The sequence below is a fragment of the Liquorilactobacillus aquaticus DSM 21051 genome, assembly GCF_001436755.1.
Classification (GTDB): Bacteria; Bacillota; Bacilli; order Lactobacillales; family Lactobacillaceae; genus Liquorilactobacillus; species Liquorilactobacillus aquaticus.
The window spans coordinates 1,044-23,958 of the sequence record NZ_AYZD01000033.1; the positions used below are offsets into that span (position 1 = coordinate 1,044).

Sequence of the window (22,915 nt, forward strand, 5' to 3'; positions counted from 1 at the left end):
TACAAGCAGCTCGTTATCAAATAGTGGTTCGACTTCTGCAAGCTTAAGCACGAGTGGTTCATTATCAGATAGTACCTCAACTTCATCAAGTTTGAGTACAAGCGGATCATTGTCGAACAGTGCGTCAACCTCCGCAAGCTTGAGTACGAGTGATTCGTTGTCAGATAGTGCCTCAACTTCTGCAAGCTTAAGTACAAGTGATTCGTTGTCGAATAGTGCCTCAACTTCCGCAAGCTTGAGTACGAGTGATTCGTTATCAGATAGTACCTCAACTTCATCAAGTTTGAGTACAAGCGGATCATTGTCGAACAGTGCGTCAACCTCCGCAAGCTTAAGTACAAGCGGATCATTGTCGAACAGTGCATCAACATCCGCAAGCTTAAGTACGAGTGGTTCGTTATCAGATAGTGGCTCAACTTCCGCAAGCTTAAGTACGAGTGGTTCGTTATCAGATAGTGGCTCAACTTCATCAAGCTTGAGCACAAGCGGATCATTATCAAATAGCAGCTCGACTTCATCAAGTCTAAGCACAAGTGATTCGTTATCAGATAGTGCTTCAACCTCATCAAGTTTGAGTACAAGTGGTTCGTTGTCGAACAGTGCGTCAACCTCTGGAAGCTTGAGCACAAGCGGATCATTATCAAATAGCACAAGTGATTCGTTATCAGATAGTGCTTCAACCTCATCAAGTTTGAGCACAAGCGGATCGTTATCAAATAGTGGTTCAACTTCTGCAAGCTTGAGTACAAGCGGATCATTATCAAATAGTGGTTCAACTTCTGCAAGTTTGAGTACAAGTGATTCGTTGTCAAATAGCGCCTCGACTTCATCAAGCTTGAGCACGAGTGGTTCGTTATCGGGTAGTACCTCGACTTCAAAAGCTACAGGCAGCTCTTCCTCCGAAAAAAATTCAGTATCCAAAAATAAGGAGAAATTACCTCAAACTGGCGATGAATCAGATTTTGCATGGAACGTTGTTGGAATGTTAACGGCTTTCTTGAGTGTTTTAGGACTGCGAAAGAAAAATAAAAATAATAAAGGAAATAACTAAAATATAATTGATTATAATAATGGAGTATGACATAAATCGATAAAATTTGAAGTTAAACAGAAAACTTTGATTTGTGGAACACGTTCATTTGGAATAAATAGGAGAACCAGGTCAAAAATTCAACTTTTTGACCTGGTTTTTTTGTCTTGCTTTATTAAGTGTAAAATTTAATAAAAAACTTTATTTTCAGATACATAAAGAGCTTAGACATAATTAAAATGTTTGATATTAATAATGCTTTTAATGTGCTAGGTTAGGCATAATATAGCAGGACACATTTTTTTAAAATTCATAAAAATTTACAAAAAAACATCATAAATGTATAATATAGTCGTCTTATTTAATAAAAAAATAACATTAAAAATAGTAGATAGGTGTTTTTTGAATGATAATGCGATATAAAAGAATTGCGAAAAAAATACAAAAAAGAGTAAAAAAGCTTAAATATTTAAGTGATGATCAGTTGAAAAAGCAGACTGCCTTATTAAGAAAAAAACTCGAAAGTAGAAAAAATTTAGAAAAAATATTGATTGAAGCATATGCAACAGTTTGTGAAGCAGATAGGCGTGTTTTAGGAATGAGTCCATATTTTTCACAGATTATTGGTGGTTTAATTCTTCATTATGGAAATATTGCTGAGATGAAGACAGGAGAAGGTAAAACGCTGACTGCAACTATGCCTTTGTATCTGCATGGATTATTGGGAGAGGGTGTATTTTTAATTACTGCTAATCCGTATTTAGCAAAAAGAGATGTTAAAAATATCGGTAGGGTATATCAATGGTTAGGGCTAACAGTAGAGGTAGGGGTCTCTGCTGAGGGTGATGATGATTCTGAACGCGACTTAAAAAGAATTTATAGTGCTGATATTGTCTACACCACGCATAGTGGTTTGGGCTTTGATTATCTTTTTGACAACCTAGCTACTACATTGGATAAGAAATATTTACATAATTTTAATTTTGTGATTATTGACGAAATTGATTCAATATTATTAGATCAGGCTCAAACTCCATTAATAGTTTCAGGTGCACCAAGAGTCCAGTCAAATCTTTTTGAGACATCTGAAAGAATAATACACCAGCTTAAAAAAAATATCGACTTTCACTTATCTGAGGATTTGAAGAATGTTTGGTTAACAACTGAAGGTATTCATCACATTGAAGTATATTTGGGAATAAAAAAATTGCTAGGTGAACAATATAAAAAGGTTTATCGACATATCGTAATTGCATTAAAAGCAAATTATTTATTTAATAAAGATCGTGATTATGTAGTTGAAAATAATAGAATCGTTCTGTTGGATAAAATGAACGGAAGAAAACTTGAAGGAACAAAGATGCAGTCAGGCTTGCATCAAGCACTTGAGGCAAAAGAGCATGTTGACTTGACGGAAGAAACACGAGCAATGGCAAGTATTACATATCAAAACTTATTTCGTTTATTTAAAGTAATGTCAGGCATGACTGGGACTGCAAAAACTGATGCTGAGGAATTTCGTGATATATATCATTTAAATACGATTGTTGTGCCAACAAACAAAAAAGTTATCAGAAAAGATTATCCAGATAAAATATATGTAGATAATCAAGATAAGATTGAGTCCTCGCTGAAAGAAGTTTCAAGGGCACAAAAGCAAAAAAGACCGATTCTGATAGAAACAGGTTCTGTATCTATGTCAGATTTGTATTCTCGGTTACTACTTTCTATGGGATACGCACATAATGTTTTAAATGCTACAAGTATTGCTAAGGAAAATAAGATAATTAGTGAAGCGGGAAATTCTGATTCAATTACTGTGGCTACATCAATGGCAGGCCGAGGAACAGATATTAAGATTTCTCCTGAAGCATTAAAAAATGGGGGCCTATTAGTTGTTGGAACGGAAAGAATGTCCTCAGCAAGAATTGATAATCAGTTAAGAGGGAGAGCAGGTAGACAGGGAGAACCTGGAGAAAGTATTTTCTATGTATCACTCCAAGATAAAATAATAATTGAAAATGCGCCCGAATGGGTAAAAAACTATAGAAAAAGCATGCAGTCAACTAAAGAAAATAATACTGAGAAACAAATTAAAAAGCGAAGATTTAGAAAAATTGTTGATAAGGCGCAAAAAGTTCAAAAAAATGCTGAAGTTTCTGAACGGTCTCAAACAATTGAATACGATGAAGTTATGAAGATCCAACGTAATTATCTGTATAAAATAAGAAACAGAATCATGAGAGCAGAAAATATTGACAAGTGGCTCAATAAGTCCATTTATCAAGCCTTAAACAACTTTTGTCAAAATGTTAAAAATGAATCAGACTTGAATAATTTTGTGTTTAATAATATAGATTATTCGTTTGTGCCAAATAGTAATGCACTGCCTCAAAACTGGATCAAAAGAAAGAAAAAGGTTATTGAATATTTGCTCCAAATTGTGAAGAAAAGAAATAATAAGGTTAAGGAAATGTTCTCTAATAGCGATCAGGCTGAATATTATAAAAGACTTGTTTTATTAAAATCGATAGATGCTATGTGGATTGAACAAGTTGATGCTTTACAGCAACTGAAGGGAATTGTAAGTGGTCGGAGTTGGGGACAGCATAATCCCATATATGAATATCAAGATGAAGCAAGGGCTTCATTCAGAAATATGAAAAAAGGAATATATTTATCGGTATTAAGAAATTTTTTATTATCAGAAATTGTTTATAAGTCTGATGGAACGATGGATATAATATTTCCATAATTTTATTAACAGGGAGTTTAATATTTTGAAACAATTGATTAGGAGAGTAAGTTGGACGGTATGTATTTTAGTAGTTTTTGAAGTAGGTAATACTATCTTGCTGCCAGGTTTTCCTTTTAAAGATTATGTCAATGGTCTTAAACAAAATGCATATGTAAATATTGTTTCTAGTAATTTTGGAAGTCAAATAACTGTCCCAAGTTTGTTTGCTTTAGGAATGGGGCCGTATATGACAGCATTGATTGTCTGGCAAATGATAACCATAACGAATGAAGAGAAATTTCAAAAAATGACACAAAAAGCAGCTGGATTTTGGCAAAAAGTAATAACTCTTGCAATAGCACTTATTCAAGCTTTTGCAATATCTTTTTTATTTTTGAAATATAAGCCAAGTATAGGAAATTTTGAGAGTCGTGATATGTATTGGATAATTGTGACAATTTTAATTGCTGGAGGCATGTTTGTAGTTTGGATAGCGGATTTGAACGCAAAAAAGGGAATAGGTGGCACAAGTGTCTTGATAATACCAGGCTTAATTAAAAACTTACCGACCGTTTTGAATTCCGGCTTAAAAAAACCAATATCTTTTTCAGCAGCTACATGGGGATTGGTATTAATATTTTTGTTTGTATTCATTTTTACTTCAATATACATATATAGTGCAGAACTAAGGATCAGGATTGAACGGATTAATATTGAAAATGAACTTACCAATTCATATATACCAATAAAAGTACTTGTATCAGGTGCAATGCCTTTTATGTTTGCTTTATCTCTTTATTCTGTCCCTTTACTAATACTATCTAGATTTAAAATAAATAGTGCCCTATATCGAATTATTTCAAGTGCATTTTCATACCATACATGGCAAGGTATTTTTTTGTATGGTTTGATTATTCTTCTATTGGGATATGGATTTGCATTCGTAAATGTACGACCAAACAAAATAGCAAAGTCCTTAAGAGAAAATGGGGATTATATTCTTAATATTTTACCTGGACAAGAAACTGAGGAGTATTTGAAACATAAGATATACACTATGACTTTTTTAGGAAATATTTATTTGCTCTTCATATCACTCGTTCCTCTGATTATAGGTAAGTATATCCCTGTAGTAACAAACTTTTCATTTCTCTTTGGATCTATACTAATTTTGATAACGATGCTAGATACGATTTACCAAGAGATTCGAGCATTGCTTATAAAGGGTCAGTATCGAATATTTTAATAATTTAAATGAGGTGAATTATGTTTTATATTATACCATCCTGGAGTAGTAATACACTGCGTATTGAGTATGATTTTATTTTGAAGATTATTCAAATGTTCAAGAAAGAAAACAAGAAAATAAAAATATTAAACATTACGTATTTACCTAATTTGGCATACCAATTAAATCAATTTGGATTGTTGAATATACCAAAATGGCAAGTATACGACGTCATCCAAAATGTGAGTTTTGATGTGGGTAACCCACTTTCTATAGATGACATAATCAATGATTCAAGTGTGGAAAAAGTTTATCATCCACAGGGAGTTCTTATAATGAAACAGGGAAGGTTAATTTGTAAGCTGGAGATGTTTGAAGATAGATTTTTAAGTAAAGCAACATACTATAATTCAGAAAATATATCTCATATTGATATCTTTGATGCTCGCGGTTTTTTGTCGAAACGTGTTCACTATAGCGAAGATAACAAAATGAGTTTTACAGAACTTTTTAATCCATTTGGTGAAACAGTGCTGATTATTGATCATGAGAAAAATGATAGAGTGAAAATTTTAAATTGCAACTCTGAAACAATTAAAGAAAAAAATTATGCATCCATGCATGAATTGATTTATGAAGTTACAAATAATTTTTTAGCAAAAGAACAAGAAAAGATTAACTTAATTGCACCTGTTGATCAAAGAATTTGGTTTTATACAGAAAAGGCTAAAGAAAAATTAAAAACTGTTCACTTTGTGCAAGAAAATAATCTAGAAACTAAAAAAATTTTTTTGCCTAGGCTGTTAGCAGACAGATCGGTGATTGTTTTTCCCAGTGATAATTTTATTGCAGAAAATAATTCAAAAAAAAATGTAATTTCACCGTATGCAACTGAACTTAAGTTAGGTATAAGCAATAGTTTAAGTGAACAAATTATTTTTTGGCATGTCCAAGATGTTGCAGAACATTCTATAAGAAAGTATATTAATTTAATTTTAAAAACAGTAATAAAATCAAATGATAGGAAAATTATAATAAATTTAGGAAATGCCAATCTTTATACATTTATTCATGAAATCATAAAAAGGATGATTGAGGAAACATTTGAAGTATCAACAGACTCAGAAGATTTCAATTGGACGAGAAACTATTTAATTGCTAAAAAAGAGAAAAAAGTAACAATTGAGTTAGAAAATATGGCAAAAATAAAAAAGATGTCCACTGAATGGGTACAAAATGTAAAAGCATGCGAAGCGTTTGACAGAATTTCAATAGAAATTGACAGCAGGCCAGCTTATTTTGAAAAAAGGTTAAAAAAGTCTAGGCTACTCATTGATGTTGGAACTTATCCAAATATATATTTGCAAACAAGAGCTATCAGTGTTGGAATACCGCAGATTAATACAGTTAAAACTAGATATGTTAAAAATTTTAAAAATGGGATCGTCTTAGAACAAGAAGACGATATAATAGATGCTCTGAATTTCTTTTTAGATTCTCTAAGTAATTGGAATAAAGCATTGGTTAATAATGTTAAAAAAATTGAAATCTTTTCAGGAGAGAGCATAGTTCAACAAATCGAGTCACTATTTTAAGGAAAGGGGAATTTGAATGCACTATACGGACGTGATACAGCTTGGTGGTCATAAGTTGGGCATTGAGAAACAATTGGATAAAAGTTTCAGATTCCATTATCTTCCGCTTGGTGAACCAGAAGAAGTTGTAACAGCAGAAGAGACACTATTAAGCAATGATAATTTGAAATTAAAGTATAGAAGTTCAATCTTTATATTAGGATTAGACTCTTATGTTTTTTTAATGCCCAATTTGATTAAAAAATTACCTTCAAATCGAATAATATACAGTCAAAATGAAAATCTAACAGTTGATTTGGTTGAACTGCTGCAGAAAAAATGTGCAGAACCCATAAAATTTGAAGAAGCTCATACTATTATAAATGAAATTTTCTTTGGGGGTCAGTATGGGCTAAGACTAGATTTTGAAAAAATCGATATCTCTCCGTTATTGAAGAATCAAATTGAGCAATTTGGTCGTGGTGAAATAAATATTAAGGATGTAAATCTTGTATCACAAGTTCAAGCAATTAGTTGGAGAATGACCATTTCCTTGAACGCCAACTCACTATTTGAGTTCTGGCCAGAATATGAATTAAAAGGGAAAGGAAAGGTTATATTCAAGCTTTACATTATTGATGCTGTCTCATATATACCTATTAAGACTTATGAAATTTTTAATAAAAAGACCCCAGAGCCATTTTTGTTTAAAACGGGTGAAAATAGAACAATTTTATATGTGGCTGCTTTTTTGCAGGGGAGCATAGAGAAATTTTCAATAAGAGAGATTCATATTAGAAAAAGTAGAGCAAAACATGGGAATTTTATGGTTAATTCTTCAATGATAGCTGATAGAAAACACTGCAATGGGCAATTAGCTGTTTATTTTGATTCTGGAGATTTTAAGCCGCCCTTGAATGTTTATTTTAGTGGTTGGAGAACTGCTGAAGGGTTCGAAGGTGCCGGAATAATGAACCAAGTTGGAGGGGGAGGCGTGCCCCATTTGCTAATCGCTGATGAAAGACTTAAAGGGGGGGCTTTTTACATAGGCAGCCGAGAGTTTGAAGCTGAAGTCGTAAGTACAATAAGCAAATATTTGAAATATCTAGGCTTTTCTAAAGACCAACTTGTTTTGTCAGGTATTTCCATGGGAACTACAGCAGCTCTTTATTATTCCTCAATGTTAAGTCCCAAAGCGGTTATTGTTGGAAAACCTTTGGTCAACTTAGGAACCATTGCTGCAAATGAGAGAATAGACAGACCATATGGATTTCCAACCTCGCTGGATTTGTTGCTACTAAATGAGAAGACAACTAGCTACGATGCACAGCAACACTTTAATGAAAGATTTTGGAGTACTTTCAGGAAAGGCAAATTCAAAAATACTATGTTTGCAATTGCTTATATGAAGCAAGATGACTATGATTCAACAGCATTCGATGAATTATTTAAATTCTTAAAGAATAAATATCCGTATAGTAAAATCACCTACAAGGGTCTTGTCGGGCGGCACAACGATAATACTGTCGGAATTGTTAATTGGTTTATGAGGCAATTTGAAAACATAATGGAAGAAGGATTTGATAGGAGGAGCAGCAATATTGAATAATGTAACAATTCTTCTGTGGGACCAATATTTGGCTACTAATGAAAATCATGGTGCACACATAACTTATTCGGATAAGGAAGTAACATATTCGGCCCCACTTCTACCACCTGGCACAGATATTTATTCTTGGAAATCAGAGATGAGTTTTCAAAATCATCGGATGCAAGGACAGCTCCCACTTCTCAAAGAAGATACTGAATATCAAATAATGACTGATTTGAGTGTGGTTCCTGAAAATTCTGTTTTTTTCAAGATTGAAATATTTGATACTGCTGGGTTACTAATCGATGAACAGTACTTGACCCTAAGAGGCGGAGTATTTAAATATCCAAAGAATGCAAAAAGTTATTTTTTGCGTTTAATAACAACAACGAGTAAAGTTGTTCATTTTAGATGGATAGTATTAGGTGAAAAAAAGATTTTTGATAATTTTGATGTTAGTTTAGCTGATAATCGCAGCGTGGTTAAGTTATCTACGAAGAAAGCCCAAAAATTAGATATATATATTGGACATGGTAGTGACACCAGCTGGCTTGTACCTGTAAATTATACTCACGCTCAAATCTTTTTTCGCATTAATTTAAAATTATTGAAAACAGAAAAATTAGTTGAAGAATTAACAGATAAAATTTGTGTAGCATTGAACAGCAACGACATGTATAAAAAGCTTAAAATTGATATCCGATCATTTGGATATCCGCTACCAGATTTAGTGGGAAAGGTTAGGGAAATACTCAAGAATAGAGGCTTTGAAATTGATAAAGAATAAAAAACAAGCTATGAACTTTTTTGTAAATCGGGCTATGGGATTTGGGAACTCAGGTGTTGAGCATGCAGAGTTTTACAGGGCTAAACTTTTTGATAAAGCAGAGATCCCTTATCGTTTTGTCTTTGTACAGTTAATAAAGGAACTACACCCTGCCATGGATGTGTGGAACATTGATAACAAGAAAGTTATCAATATGTATGAATATTTTGTGTTAGGAGACAGCTATTTAACAAATGGTGTTGAAAAGTTCTATAAAGCAAAAGAGAAAGTAATTGTTGACAGTACCAAGACCAATAGAATGGTAGAAACAATTACTACTTCTGGTATGCGAATTGTTGAAACTGCGGTCAAATATGAAAGCAGGAAGAAAAAGGGACTCTTACTTGTAAGTATTTCAAATGTAGAGATATATAGTTGTAAAACCGGTGAAAGAAAGGTCTTATTTGATTTTTATGACAATATGAAAGGTGGTGTTGTTATCAGAAATATTCATTTATTTGATCAAAACGGAGAACATCTTTTCTTTTGGAATGAAATACAATTGCAACGATATTTTCTGAAAAAGATTGATGAGGCATATGGGAACGAGAGTAATTGGTTTTTAGATCGAGGAGAGGAAAGTGAAGTTGCTCTTCTTTATTCAAGTTTTCCAGGGAGCAAGTTTATTGAGGTAATACATGCAGACCATCTATCTGATAGAACTGATAAACGCTATCCTTTATGGAACAATTACTATGAATATGCACTAACTCACGTTAACAAAATTGACAAGCTAGTTTCAGGGACTGAAAAACAAACACAAGATCTTTTAATTGACTTCCCGGGCCAAGAGAAAAAATTTGTCACAATACCTGTCGGTGGTGTGAGAGATGGTGATAAAAAGATACATAAAAAAGAAATACCACCTCTACATTTAATAACGGCTTCGAGACTGGCTGGTGAGAAACATATTGATATAGCTGTTCGTGCTGTTGCAAAAATAAGAAACGAAGGAAGAGAGGTATACCTAGATATATATGGTGCAGGCGGCGAGGAGGGGCATCTTCGCGATACTATAAAAACAGTTGGAGCCGAAGAGTACATAAAGATGAAGGGATTATCGCAAGATTTAGATTCAATTTATCCTAAGTATGATGCATTTATAACGGCTTCATGGTCTGAAGGCTTTGGTTTAACCACCGTTGAGGCGCTAAATGCTGGATTACCTGTAGTTTCTTACGCTGCACGATTCGGTTCTCTTGAGATGATACAAGATGGAATTAATGGATTTTTGCAGGAGTTTAAGCCTGGAGATCAGCATCTGGCATTCAATGTACAAAGTTTGGAAAATGGTATAAGAAGACTTTTGGAGTCAGACTATTCAGCTATTCGGAAGGCCACACAAAACTCTATGTTGAAGTTTAAAGACCATGTTATTGAAGATAAGTGGAGGGAACTTGTATATGCATTACGAAATAACAAACACAATTGATGTTAACAATCCAAGTTGGAACAAGCAAAAAAGAAGAATTTGCAACGAAAAGGGGATGCTGTTAACTTTAGCGCCCAATCCAGGACTGAGAGATACTTTAATTAGTGAAAAAATAAAAGGATTTAATTTGATAGATAAAATAACTGGAAGAACCATTGACTACAATGAAGATACTTTTTTGTATTTTAATAGGCTGCCTACTGTAACAGGTGCCGAGATTTTTATGAACGAGGATTTTAGCATTGATATTATTGCCAATGGGGATGTAATTGGTCATGTTAGTTTATGGAAAAATACACGGCGACATGTGAAGGATGTTACCTATGTTCACCAAAATAATCAAATTGATTTTATTGAAGAATTTGCGAGTGATGGGAAGAAGTTCAGTAATATTTTTTATACTAGGAATGAAGCTCAAAGGATAGATTTTTATAATGATGAAGAGCAGGCTATTGTGCGTTTTTATTTTTATATGGGTCAACTAAACTTGATTACAATTGGAAACTCTAAACATTTAGATGTAAAAGCACAATATAACAGTTTTAGTTCTTTTTCAGCAGTAGAAGTTGGGAAGATTCTGAAAGAAGAAGATACTGTTGGTATCAATTATATGGGGGAAGAACTTTCAGCGTTAGCATTATCTAAATCTAAAAATACGCTTTATTTGGAGGAACCACCACTAGATGAAATTGGTAAAGTGAAGGGAAATTTAATTGGAATATTGAGAGATGATATACCATTTATTCAGAAAGTAGAAATGAATAGAACTTATGCTCAACAACTGATCTCTGTCGGAGCTCCTATGAAAAAAGTAAGCATTGTTCAGTAGAAGGTGACGAGGTAAACGGGATGAAAAAAAAGGAAGATACAGAAATTAATAGGGATATTGAAAAACGGTTTAAACAAGAGGAAAAATATGTTGTCGATCCAGTCAAGGAACCACATGAAAAACATTTTTTTACAGTATTCATGTCTATTGTCATGGTTAGTGTAGTTTTTATAAGTATATTTTATACTTTTTTAAGTTTATGGGGGGGAAGATAATGATTTTATCTTCATTAGGTATTATTCGATATATCGACCTTAGGTGTCGAAAAAAGTTATTACCTCAAAATAGTGTTGTCGCTGTTGGCATTGATAGGGAAAAAATGGCAACAATTATTCAAGGGAAAAACATAAAGCTCAGTGTGATTGAAAAAAAACTTGGATTGAGCAAATCGAGATATTACAGATGGATTAACTACGATGTAGACTTGCCTTTTGAATATACTGTAGGTCTAAAAAAATTACTTGGACTATCGGATAATGAATTTCTCTCTTTGATTTTACCTTCAACAGATGAGGTGCTAGATACATTAGCTTTAGCAATGTACTTTAGTTCCTTTTCAGATAAAAATAATAAATTATCAATAATTATGAATAGTGTGAAGAAGTATAGGAATGAAAATCAAAAGTACCCCTTCAAGTTTATTATATTATATTTACAAGCTTTTTTTGAAAAAAAAGAGGAAAAAAATATTGATATTTATATTAACAAACTTGATAAGTATCTTGAATCAATCGAAAGTATAACTGATTTTGATCTTTTTTTGAACTTTGCAGTTTTACAATTGAAGCAGTTAGAGAGTGGATATCAGATTGAGAAGAACTTAAATGTTACATTCATAAACAAGTTGTTAGAAAAAATGAAACTTGATGATTTTTCAGAAGTAATTATATTTCATGGATTTATAATCGATATTGTGATAAACCTCATTTTAATTAATAAAAATAAAATGGCGCTGGAAGTGTTAAACAAGTCTTTTGATTTAATGATAAATAGTGGTTACACAGACGAGTATTCTAAAATATTAGATAATGAACTGAGCCAGGCAATTCAAAAAAAAGATACGAATTTTGAGAAATTAATTAGGATAATAAAGCAGACGGGTACTGTTTCAGAAGATGAAATACTGTATTGGTCAAATTATCAAACATATATTCAACGTGCAAACAGTTGATAGGACTATCCTTTTTATTTTTTAATTTTCTAAAACTATTGTGTTGTTTGAGATATTGATGTAAAAAGAATAACTTATGTATTGGAGCAAAAGGGAAGGATGTCCGGTGTTCGTAATTCCACGTTAATGCTAAAATTTACTAACTTGTGCTACACTCCTCTATATTAAGAATGAATCTAGATATTAATAAGAACGTCATGATAAATTATAAATGAAGATGTCTAACAAAAGAGTATAAAATTTCACTCTATAATGAATATGAATTTGGTTCATGTAATGGACTCGATTCTTATTTATTTTTTTACAATTATTACAAACTCGGCCTTTATTTACAATATTTAGATAGTTTTTAAATTATCAAATAGTGTTAAACCGCAGGGATAAAAAACATGCAAAGGACATTAATAAAATGCAAGAAAATTGCAGCATAAAATTGCTTAATTTCTCATATTTTACTATATCGCCTTCTATAACAACTAAAATCTCGTAAAAATAGTGAATATTCGGGTATTAAAAAGCAAAAATTATAAAGAATTTCTTTAGATTATTATTGAAGTTATAATTTTAAGTTGTATTATGGATATATAACGGTCCTTAGGGGGAATAATTAATGAAGATTTGTCCAAAGTGTCTTTCAAAAATGAAAGACGATGTTAACTTTTGTACCAAGTGCGGTACGAAGTTAACTGATGTTGAACCACAAGCAACAGTCGATACTGCACAGCAGCAGTCACAAAGTAACAGTACTGACGGCTCGGAGCAAACAAATAATACCAAGCAGGCGCAAGCCGCTAAGACGAGTATTGATACGCAAGCTATCCAAAGTGCACTTCAGGGATATTGGTCATGGTTGCTTGGCTCATGGAAAAGTCCTTTTAAAGCTCAGAAGACAACAAAGTATGCGGGAATCCTGACTTTATTTTTAGAAAGTTTGTTTTTTACTTTAGGTATCGGTCATGGTACCCAAAAAGCGACTTCAGCAGCAACGAATGCAGCCAATAGTTTTTTAGGAGCTTTTTCTAGCTCTAATTCATCAACTTACAATTCAACTTATTCTGTTGGCTTTGGTTTTTATTTTGCCATTATTTTAATAATCCTAATTGCTGCTGTTGCAATGATCGGGATTGCTTTTCTAATTCGTCGCGCAGTCGGCGGAGCAGCAGTAACTGAAACATTTATCGACTATTTAAATCGTCTGGCTCATTACAGCAGTTCGATCTTATTGTTGACGCTGGTATTTTTCTTGATTGCTATATCTGGGTCAGTTGGCCTTGTTTCAATGTTAGTTATTAGCATTCTCCTTATTTTGATCTCACTTGTCTGGACGATAACTATCATCTGCGGAGTAGTTCAGCTTGAGAATGGCGGTCAGCTGGATCGAATTTATGGAGCTGTGATTACAGGCGTTATTTGTATGCTCATTGAAGGTATTGCAGTTTCCCTAGTGGTTTCTAAATTAGGGGATACAGCTGGCTCCTTTATCTCATCAATGTTCGGGGGAGGTCTGTAAAATGGCTGAAGAGATGTTTTGCCCTAAGTGTGGAACAAAAGTTAAAGCTGATGAAGTTTTCTGCCCCAACTGTGGTGCTAAGTTAAATCCAACAGCTGAAGCGACTGCATCTAATGAGGAGAACGAAGAAAAGGTTACAGCTTCCGCGGAATCTAATCAAACCATGCAACGCAGTGTACCTGCTCAACCTAAAAAGCCACTCAATAAGCCTTTACTTATCTCACTTGTGGCTGTTCTTGTTGTGTTAGTCGGCGGCTATTTAGGTTTGAAGGATTACTATCAGCCTCAAAAACAGCTTGATCGAATTATTTCAGCTCTGGGTGATTCTGATAAGAATTTGGCTAAATATGTCAAGACCGATGATCCGACCTTGCAAAACAAGCTGACAAAAAAGAATTTAAAACCTACTCAGAAGTACTTTGAGAGTAATCGACAGGATCTAGCCGAGTTAAAAAGCTCACTTCAGCAGGGATCAGCATACAATGATACGTATTCGATCGAACAAAGCGGCAATGCATGGCTGTTTTTTCCACGCTATAAGTTGAACGTTAAAGCAGCGTATGTAACTTTGTCCAGCAACCATACTGGGGTGGCTTTCTATCAGGATGGCAAGAAGATCTGGACGACGAAAAGCGGCAATTATAGTAAAAAGGTTGGACCGCTCTTTCCTGGGAAGTATACTTTCAAATCCGTCGGTAAGATTTCCGGAAGAAAACTGACGAATACCTCAACTAACACGTTGACCTCTGGCGCCCAGGATGTGTCTTTGAGGTTAAGAATAGCGACCTTTACCATCAAGGGTAGTCAAGGTGCAGATGTGTATCTTAATGGCAAAAAGGCTGGTAAGTTGAATAGTGATGGAAAGCTGAAGTTTAAAGATTATCCAATCAGTAATGATCTGAAAGCTTACATTGCGATCCAAGTCTCAGGACAAACTGTAAAGTCCAATTCTGTTGATATCAAAGACAAGCTGGCGTATGGAGAGCACAGTATTTCTCCTGCATTTCAAGGTGTAGTTTCTAAATCGGATGCAGAAGAATTGTTGGAAAGTGCCTTTTCAGGGGCAGAGTCAGGTACTGAAGATTCGACCACCGCTGATCTTTTTGTGGGGCAAGAAGATAATTCCAGCTATAATGATCTATTGAAATTCTATAATTCTTTCAAAACCAATGATAATATTGAAGATTATAATGCTGAGGTTTCAAAAGTAAATTCAGTCACACCTACAGGCAAAAACAAAGCAACGGTTTCCTATTCAGTTAAATATACCTTTAACAATAGTGGTGATGCTGGAGACTCAACCAAGGTTCAGCAGTTTACCTATCCCAATGCAGAAATTGTCAAACAGAATGGCGATTACAAGATTAAAACGATCGGTGTTACTAAGTCAGCTGATTGGGAGAAAAACTATTCGGATGATAATTAAGGGTAGCGCAGCTTTTATTAGAAAAAATATTTTTAAACTATAACACTACACGATTTTTGAAATTAAAGTTTATAAGTATGACTTTATCTAAATAGTATGATATATTAAAGAAGTATTATATAACATACGAACAGCACGACAGACTAGGTTATGATAACGCCTAGTCTTTTTTGTTTACAATTGTTCGGTATTACTGATTGCTCGATTAATTCAACTGTTCAAAAACTTAGATATTGGCTAGGTATTTATGAGCATAAGTTCTTTTAGCTGCTGTAAAGATAGTAGTTTGCTTATTAGTTATTACTCAAAAACCATTATAATTGCGAAAAAATAGTATGCGGGTTTTAATCACAAATAAGGAGCAGCGACAAGATATATTTTTGCCACTGCTCCTTATTGCTTACCGAAAACATAACGATTTTCAACAAAGTTTAAATTAAAACTTTAGATGAATCAAGTTTGATATATCTAACCTAGATAATGCAAACTTTAATATTATAAAAGCTTGAGGAAGACGGAAGCAATGATAACTGAAGCGACTGAAACAGTTGCGAATCCACCAACGAGCATCTTAGGAAGAATATTTTCTAAAAGGTACGCTTCCTCTTTTTTATTTCCAGCTACGCTATGACATATTTCAGTTGTGAGAATATAATCAGCTGGAAAGCCAAATAAAGCAGTCAGCGAGCAGGAGAATGCCATATGTCTGCTCATTCCAAATGGTTTAGCAAGGATCCAAGAAGCGATAAACATTCCCAGTAAACCGAGGAAAATTAAAACAACAATTTGAAAGATAATCGTACCCATGATAGCTGGGGTTGTTAAATTCAACTGTTCAAATACATAAGCTAAAAGACCGTACATCAACCAGTTGAAGACACCTGCTTGTTTCAGAGCATTGCTTTCTAAGAAACCGAGTTGATGAGCTATAACACCAAAAATCAAGCAAATTACATTAGGATTGATAACGTTGTGTATCAGTAAGCCAAAGCCATTACTTAAGAGTGCTATGAGTGCTACTCGTACAAGAATAAAGGCAGGTGTTTGAAATTCTTTTGGAAGATTGAAAATCTTAGGGCTCTCGCTTGAAAGAGTAGTTAATGGTGAGTTCTCATCAACTTCAATTTTTTCTTTTCTGAATTTTTTAACCAGTCGTCTACCTTCTTTTTTCAACATATATGAAGTTAACGGGTATCCAATCACTGAATGCAAAACGAACATTGAGACTGGCAAAGCTACAAGAGTAGTGATTCCTTCAGCTTTAAGACCATTTGTCATTAAAAGTGCAGCTACGAGACCACCTGTTAACGGAGGAACGGCAGCAACAACAGTGTGCCAGTTGAAAATCAAAGTTCCGACTACAAGTGTTAGTATGAGTGTTCCAGCAACACCCAAAAGTGCAATACAGACAGCTTTCCACTGAGCGACTAGTTCACGCAAATTCATGAGAGTTCCTAAATGAACCAGCAATAAAGATACACAGATTGTAACAAAGTTTGTACCAAATGATGCTTGTGCAACAATATCTTTGGGAATTACAGTCCAAAAGCCGACCACAAAAAGAATAGCAGTTACAAAAATAGAAGGGATATATGCTTTAGTTGCAGCAGAAACCCATTCGCCAATCAGCATGAAAAGCATGACGATTGTAAAAAAGATAATATAATTCATAAGATGAACCTCCATAAGATTAAAATAAAATTCTGTAAAATTAAAGAAAGATGATAAAAACAGAATTAGATATTATGATATTATAAAATAAATTAATTTTCAATAGTGACTTTTAACCTTTTTGGTGTTAAGTTGGGCTTACTGGTTGTACAACATTATTATATTTTAATGTGAACTTTATAGATTTAATTAATTAAGGAGATGTTTTTATGACTAAATTATTTACTAATTTTAATTTATTTAATGGTGCTGAAGCTAAAATCACATCCGACTCATGGATGGAAGTAGACGAAGAGAGTGGAAAAATAGTAAAAATTGGTGGTGGCAAAAAAAGTACAGAGGGGGAAAGCACGGATCTTAAAGGTAAATATGTCATGCCGGGGTTAATAAACGTTCATACTCATATCATGATGAACCCACTTACTAATAAGCTAGAGTACCTTTCTGAAACAGAAGTTGCTTATCAGGCATTGCAAAATTTAAAAGAATTATTGAAATCAGGAGTTACATACATAAGAGATTGTGGTTGTGCTTTTGATGTAGATGTCAAGTTGGCTAAGCTGCAAAAGGAGGGAGTTTTTGATGGCACGGAAATTATGCCTTCAGGACGTCCGATGAGTATGACAGGCGGCCACGGTGATTTTACTGAAGGTTGGGACGGAGAAACAACTTGGGGCCATTTGACGGATTCAACTGATGATATGCGTAAAGCTGTACGCCAAGCTTTTAAGATCGGTGCGAAAAATATAAAATTAATGGCAACTGGTGGCGTAATGTCCGCTACAGACCAGATTGATGATATAGAACTTGGACTAGAGGAATTGAAGACAGCTGTCGAAGAAGCTCATTCTAAGCATATGACTGTATCAGCACACGCAGAGGGTGAAAAAGGAATCCACAACGCCGTTTTAGCTGGGGTAGATTCTATAGAGCACGGTTCATATGTTTCGGATGAAGATATTGAACTGATGCTCAAACAGGGAACCTTTTTGACACCAACTTTGATCGCAGCCTACACAATTCCTAAGTACGGTAAAGGAAAACTTCCACAATACATGTTGGATAAGGCAAGTGCATTTATGGATAAGTATTTTGAAAGAATAGGCGCTGCCATTAAAGCAGGTGTTAAGATTTCATTTGGTACAGATGCAGGAACACCTTTTAATGGTTTTAAAGACACGACCTTTGAACTTGAACTTTTGACAGGTGTGGGTGCATCAAACGAACAAGCACTGTTTGCTGCTACTAAAAACGCTGCTGAATTGTTACATATCGACAACGAATATGGATCTTTAGAAGCAGGCAAGTATGCTGACTTTATCGTGTTAGATACAGATCCTCTGGAAAATATAAAGGCAGTTCAACAAGAAGATAAGGGTGTTTACAAAAAAGGTATCAAGAAATTCTAATGTTAGAAATTATAAGAATGAGATATAACTTTAGAAGGAGAAAATAATGAACACTATTTTTAAAAATGCGAACCTTTTCGATGGAAAGAATTCTGAACTTCAAAAAAATATGTGGCTCGAAATAGATGATGTTTCTGGCAAAGTAACAGAAATGGGTTCGGGTATCGTACCTGAAGCTGAACGAACGGTTGATGTGCAAGGCAAATATCTGCTTCCTGGTCTTATTAATGCACATACGCATATTATGATGAATCCTGTTACGAATAAGTTGGAATATCTTTCAGAGACTGAAGCAACAGTAACAGCTTTAAATAACCTGCATGATTTGCTTAAATCGGGTGTTACCTATATCAGGGATTGCGGTTGCGCTTTTGACGTAGATGTTAAGTTGGCTAAACTGCAGCAAGAAGGAGTTTTGGACGGAACAGAGATTTTGCCTTCAGGACGTCCGATGAGTATGACAGGCGGCCACGGTGATTTTACTGAAGGAATTTACGGAGAGGCTACTTGGGGGCATTTAACAGATTCCGAAGATGCAATGCGCAAAGCAGTTCGTCAAGAATTCAAGAGAGGCGCTAAAAACATAAAAGTAATGGCTACTGGCGGTGTAATGTCAGCAACTGATGAAGTTGATGACATTGAATTAAGTCTTGCTGAATTGAAGGTGGCTGTTGAGGAAGCTCATTCCAAACACATGACGGTAGCGTCACATGCTCAAGGAAACAAAGGAATTCAGAATTCCTTGGATGCAGGTGTCGATTCCATCGAACATGGAATTTATGTTGATGAAAAACAGGCCGCCTTTATGAAAGATAATAATATTTTTCTCGTACCAACGTTGAATGCACCATCCGCTATTTCGCAGTACGGACGTGAAAAGCTGCCAGATTACATGCTACGCAAGAATGATCTGGTAAAGTCAGATTTCTTTAAAAACGTATCTATGGCAATAAAGAAGGGCGTCAAAGTAGTTGTTGGTACAGATGCTGGAACGCCTTTCAATTATTTCAATAATGGTACTTGGAATGAGCTGGAATTAATAGTGAAGTTAGGTGCGTCACCTGTACAAGCTTTGTTTGGAGCAACAAAGTATGCAGCCGAGTTGCTTAAAATAGATGATTTTTATGGATCTTTGGCGAAAAACAAATACGCTGATTTTTTGATTTTAGACGATAATCCATTAGAAAACATTAACGCAATAGAAAGTATTAAATCAGTTTATAAAAGGGGCAAAAAAATAGATTAAGGGTGTGATTTTTTGATTGAAAATCAAAAACTAAAAAATTTTGCCGAGAGTGAACTGGATTTGTTCACGGATTACCTCAAAATTCCAAGTGTTTCTGCTCAAAATACTGGCATAAAAGAAACTGTTCAATGGCTAGAAAAAACTTTTAGTGAGCTTGGAGCTGTGGTAGAAGTTTGGAATGATCAAGGGGGCAATCCCGTTGTTTTTGCTGAGTTGAAGGGGCAATCTTCTAAAACGGTCCTTTTCTACAATCACTATGATGTTCAGCCACCTGAACCATTAGATGAATGGAAAACCTCTCCTTTTGAACCCACTATTGTTGGCGGAAAATTATTTGCACGCGGAGTTTGTGATGATAAGGGCGAGTTGATATCCCGTCTGACTCTAATCAAATATTTTCAAGAAAATTGCGGCCTGCCTGTAAATATTAAGTTTCTGATAGAAGGAGAAGAAGAACTGGGGAGTCCGCATGTAGATTCTTACGTACATGCCCATGCCGGCAAATTGGCAGCCGACGTTTGTATTTGGGAAGGCGGAGGCAGAAATGAAAGTGAGCAATTTCAGATTACCTGTGGTTTGAAGGGAATTGCCAGTTTTGATCTAGAAGTCACTACGGCTGAAAGTGATCTTCATTCTTCGCTTGCCAGCTATGCAGACAATGCTGCATGGAGATTAGTGCAGGCTTTAAGCTCATTGAAGGGTGACCATGGAGAAATCTTAGTAGACGGTTTTTATGATGATGTTGTTCCATTGGATGAACCGACTAAAAAGGCTATCAAGGACATTAAATTCGATGCGCAACGAGTAAGAAAAGAGTTTGGGATAAAGCGGCCTTTTGTATCTGAAAATCCAGCGGAAGCCTTAGTGAACAGTGCAACGATGACGATCAATGGACTTACTTCTGGTTATGAAGGAAGTGGAACTAAGACTGTAATCCCAAGAAAAGCAGTTGCTAAATTGGACTGCAGACTTGTTCCCAATCAGGAACCAGAAAAAATAGCTAAACTTGTTCAAAAACAGTTAATTAAGAATGGCTATGAGGACGTCAAAGTAAAGTACAATACAGGTGAACGTGCATTTAGAACAAAGCTAGATGACCCATTTATAAAGTTAAATGTAGACGTAGCTAAAGAAGTTTACGGTGATCAAAACTACGTTGTAGTTCCTAATATGCCTGGCGGCGGCCCTGCAAAACAATTTGTTGACGAGCTGTCTGTGCCGATTGTAATGGTTGGGATTCACTATGCAGGAAGTGGTCCCCATGCTCCAAATGAAAATATCAGACTTTCTGATTATGAACAGGCAACTCTTTATTTAGGAGAGCTTTTAGAAGCCTATGGTAATGAGATCAAATAGTCAGGTATGTATATTAGCTTTTAAGAGTATGAAAGTTAGTATATGAACTAAATAATGGACTAGGTTATGTATTATGAAACCTAGTCTTTTTATTTTACTTTTTCTCGTTAACATACAGTGTTAGGTCAATAATAAAAAGTTGAATTGGATTCACATTCTGAAAAAGGGAATACTGTCTATAAAACATCACTATGTTTTTTTGAATAATTTTAAATAAGTATTGATTTTTTATGATAATAAATTATCAATCAATAAATATTATAAAAAAATAATGTGATGATTTAACATTGACACTGGATCTTCAAAAAATAAAAAGTGCATTTAGTAATCGTTTCATATATATTGGTAAATTTTTAACAATAGATGGTAATTGCTATTCTCATGTTTCTCATTTTTTAAATCAAACAGCAGAAGATTGATGCAAATTTTTGGGATCATCTTAAAAAGACATATTAATAATTTTGAAGTTTTTTCTGAATTTTGTCACTTCACAAAATTTGATGTGTTTCAAAACTTGTCTCAGATTAACGAAGCTTATTACTTATTATCAAAGAATTGAGCCTTTTTGATATTCCACACAATTGTGGGCTTTCAAGATTAGTTACCTAAAAGCTTATTTTTATATAAGAGAACGTTTAAAATAACTAGAGCTTGACAGATTATTCTCGTAAGATTAAAATATGGAAAGTGTTACTAATTAAAATTTAATTTATTATAATCTTTTGAGAAGAAGAGTAGCTGTTGTTGAGCTTTTGTAGAGAATCTGGTATTGCTGAAAGCAGATATTGTTCAAGATAGTGAAGATGAGCTTTGAAACTAAGAGGTATTTGGCTATTATTAGCTGAATGCTCGGCAGGAACCGTTATCTTCCAGGTATTTATGATCATAATAAGTACTGTTGAGGCGTTGTAATCAGCGCGAATAAAGGTGGTACCACGGAAAAACACTTTCGTCCTTGTCTAGTAATAGAAAGGGAGGGAAGTGCTTTTTTATTTTTATAGGAAAGGACATATAAATGGTATTAATACTCTAGTGTAGCCTTGGCAACACCTTACAGTCACTCTGCTTACGAAAATTGAAATTTAGTTTAGAACAGACAATTAGCTAGGAGAGGAGGAAAATTGTGTTATTAGAACTTAAGAACATAAAAAAACAATTCAAAAACAACCACGTTTTAAAGGGTATTGATCTTTCTGTTGAAAAGGGTGAGGTGATTGCTATTATTGGACCTTCTGGGTCAGGTAAAACCACTTTGTTGAGAAACATTAATTTTTTGGAGACCGCTGATTCAGGATCAATGTTGTTTAGAGAGCAGCAGATAGATCTAGCTAAGCCTACTAAAAAACAAATTTTATGGGCACGACGACATATGGCAATGGTGTTTCAAAATTATAATTTATTTAAAAATAAAACCGCTCTGAAAAACATTTCAGAAGGTTTAGTTTTCGGTCAAAATAAGAGTAAGACTGAGGCTGATGAATTAGCTTGTCAGGCTCTTGATCAGGTAGGCTTATTGGGGAAAAAAGATTTTTATCCATCTCAATTGTCTGGTGGTCAGCAGCAAAGAATTGGAATTGCACGTGCCACAGTTTTAAATCCAGACATTGTTTTGTTTGATGAACCAACTTCTGCGCTGGATCCAGAACTAGTTGGGACGGTTTTGCATGATATGAAGACACTAGCCGATAAGGGACAAACCATGATCGTAGTTACTCATCAAATGTCTTTTGCTCGGAATGTCGCTAGTCGAGTGGCTTTTTTTTCAGATGGTGAAATTCTTGAGGAGGGACGATCAGATGAAATCTTTGATCATCCGCAGCATGAGAGAACACAACAGTTTTTATCAGCAATTGCAGAAGATTATTGAAAAGACATTTGA

Annotated in this window: 18 protein-coding genes; 16 read left to right on the forward strand and 2 right to left on the reverse strand. The window is 34.4% G+C overall.

Annotated features, from left to right (window positions below):
• A partial coding sequence (locus FC19_RS11720; RefSeq protein ID WP_420805509.1) for a hypothetical protein occupies positions 1–921 on the reverse strand: 921 nt, incomplete at its 3' end.
• Here FC19_RS11720 and FC19_RS11725 point away from each other — a divergent pair.
• The 12 genes from FC19_RS11725 (at position 836) to FC19_RS09720 (ending at position 15,354) form a co-directional block, all read left to right on the forward strand.
• Entirely contained in the window at positions 836–1,051 is a 216-nt protein-coding gene (locus FC19_RS11725) for an LPXTG cell wall anchor domain-containing protein (protein ID WP_201782331.1), read from the forward strand. The two genes, FC19_RS11720 and FC19_RS11725, sit on opposite strands and share 86 nt — an antisense overlap.
• A 391-nt stretch (positions 1,052–1,442) precedes the next feature.
• Complete coding sequence (secA2, locus tag FC19_RS09670; protein WP_235809370.1) at positions 1,443–3,785, forward strand: accessory Sec system translocase SecA2; 2,343 nt, start codon at positions 1,443–1,445, stop codon at positions 3,783–3,785.
• A 25-nt stretch (positions 3,786–3,810) separates the two neighbouring features.
• Positions 3,811–5,013 (forward strand): accessory Sec system protein translocase subunit SecY2, encoded by a 1,203-nt coding sequence (gene secY2 / locus FC19_RS09675; protein ID WP_057876747.1) that lies wholly within the window; start codon positions 3,811–3,813, stop codon positions 5,011–5,013.
• A 20-nt stretch (positions 5,014–5,033) separates the two neighbouring features.
• Complete coding sequence (gene asp1 / locus FC19_RS09680; RefSeq protein WP_057876748.1) at positions 5,034–6,590, forward strand: accessory Sec system protein Asp1; 1,557 nt, start codon at positions 5,034–5,036, stop codon at positions 6,588–6,590.
• Between the two features lie 16 nt (positions 6,591–6,606).
• The gene (gene asp2 / locus FC19_RS09685; protein WP_057876749.1) at positions 6,607–8,178 is read left to right on the forward strand and encodes an accessory Sec system protein Asp2; all 1,572 of its coding nucleotides are present in this window, start codon (positions 6,607–6,609) and stop codon (positions 8,176–8,178) included.
• Complete coding sequence (gene asp3, locus FC19_RS09690; RefSeq protein WP_057876750.1) at positions 8,171–8,947, forward strand: accessory Sec system protein Asp3; 777 nt, start codon at positions 8,171–8,173, stop codon at positions 8,945–8,947. Before asp2 ends, asp3 begins: the two co-directional genes overlap by 8 nt.
• Positions 8,948–8,957: 10 nt before the next feature.
• Complete coding sequence (locus FC19_RS09695) at positions 8,958–10,418, forward strand: glycosyltransferase (RefSeq protein WP_057876880.1); 1,461 nt, start codon at positions 8,958–8,960, stop codon at positions 10,416–10,418.
• Positions 10,390–11,247 (forward strand): hypothetical protein, encoded by an 858-nt coding sequence (locus FC19_RS09700; RefSeq protein ID WP_057876751.1) that lies wholly within the window; start codon positions 10,390–10,392, stop codon positions 11,245–11,247. The genes FC19_RS09695 and FC19_RS09700 overlap by 29 nt, the downstream gene beginning before the upstream one ends.
• 20 nt (positions 11,248–11,267) lie before the next feature.
• Positions 11,268–11,462 carry a hypothetical protein gene (locus tag FC19_RS09705; protein WP_057876752.1) on the forward strand — a complete coding sequence of 65 codons (195 nt, stop codon included), beginning with the start codon at positions 11,268–11,270 and terminating at the stop codon, positions 11,460–11,462.
• Positions 11,462–12,418, forward strand: a complete 957-nt coding sequence (locus FC19_RS09710; RefSeq protein ID WP_057876753.1) for a hypothetical protein — start codon at positions 11,462–11,464, stop codon at positions 12,416–12,418. Before FC19_RS09705 ends, FC19_RS09710 begins: the two co-directional genes overlap by 1 nt.
• Before the next feature lie 610 nt (positions 12,419–13,028).
• The gene (locus tag FC19_RS09715; RefSeq protein ID WP_057876754.1) at positions 13,029–13,928 is read left to right on the forward strand and encodes a zinc ribbon domain-containing protein; all 900 of its coding nucleotides are present in this window, start codon (positions 13,029–13,031) and stop codon (positions 13,926–13,928) included.
• 1 nt (position 13,929) lies between these two features.
• A complete protein-coding gene (locus FC19_RS09720) occupies positions 13,930–15,354 on the forward strand; it encodes a zinc ribbon domain-containing protein (RefSeq protein ID WP_057876755.1) in 1,425 nt (474 codons plus the stop codon).
• 495 nt (positions 15,355–15,849) lie between these two features.
• Here the strand turns inward: FC19_RS09720 and FC19_RS09725 are convergent, their stop codons facing one another.
• Positions 15,850–17,025 carry a hypothetical protein gene (locus FC19_RS09725; RefSeq protein WP_057876756.1) on the reverse strand — a complete coding sequence of 392 codons (1,176 nt, stop codon included), beginning with the start codon at positions 17,023–17,025 and terminating at the stop codon, positions 15,850–15,852.
• 209 nt (positions 17,026–17,234) lie between these two features.
• Here FC19_RS09725 and FC19_RS09730 point away from each other — a divergent pair, with 209 nt between their 5' ends.
• The 4 genes from FC19_RS09730 (at position 17,235) to FC19_RS09745 (ending at position 22,903) form a co-directional block, all read left to right on the forward strand.
• Entirely contained in the window at positions 17,235–18,434 is a 1,200-nt protein-coding gene (locus tag FC19_RS09730; protein WP_057876757.1) for a metal-dependent hydrolase family protein, read from the forward strand.
• Positions 18,435–18,480: 46 nt separating this feature from the next.
• Positions 18,481–19,680: a metal-dependent hydrolase family protein gene (locus FC19_RS09735; RefSeq protein ID WP_057876758.1), complete on the forward strand. Its 1,200-nt coding sequence runs from the start codon at positions 18,481–18,483 to the stop codon at positions 19,678–19,680.
• Positions 19,681–19,692: 12 nt separating this feature from the next.
• The gene (locus tag FC19_RS09740; protein WP_057876759.1) at positions 19,693–21,036 is read left to right on the forward strand and encodes a M20/M25/M40 family metallo-hydrolase; all 1,344 of its coding nucleotides are present in this window, start codon (positions 19,693–19,695) and stop codon (positions 21,034–21,036) included.
• 1,123 nt (positions 21,037–22,159) lie between these two features.
• On the forward strand, positions 22,160–22,903 hold the full coding sequence (locus FC19_RS09745) for an amino acid ABC transporter ATP-binding protein (protein ID WP_057876760.1): 744 nt from the start codon (positions 22,160–22,162) through the stop codon (positions 22,901–22,903).
• Positions 22,904–22,915: the final 12 nt, after the last annotated feature.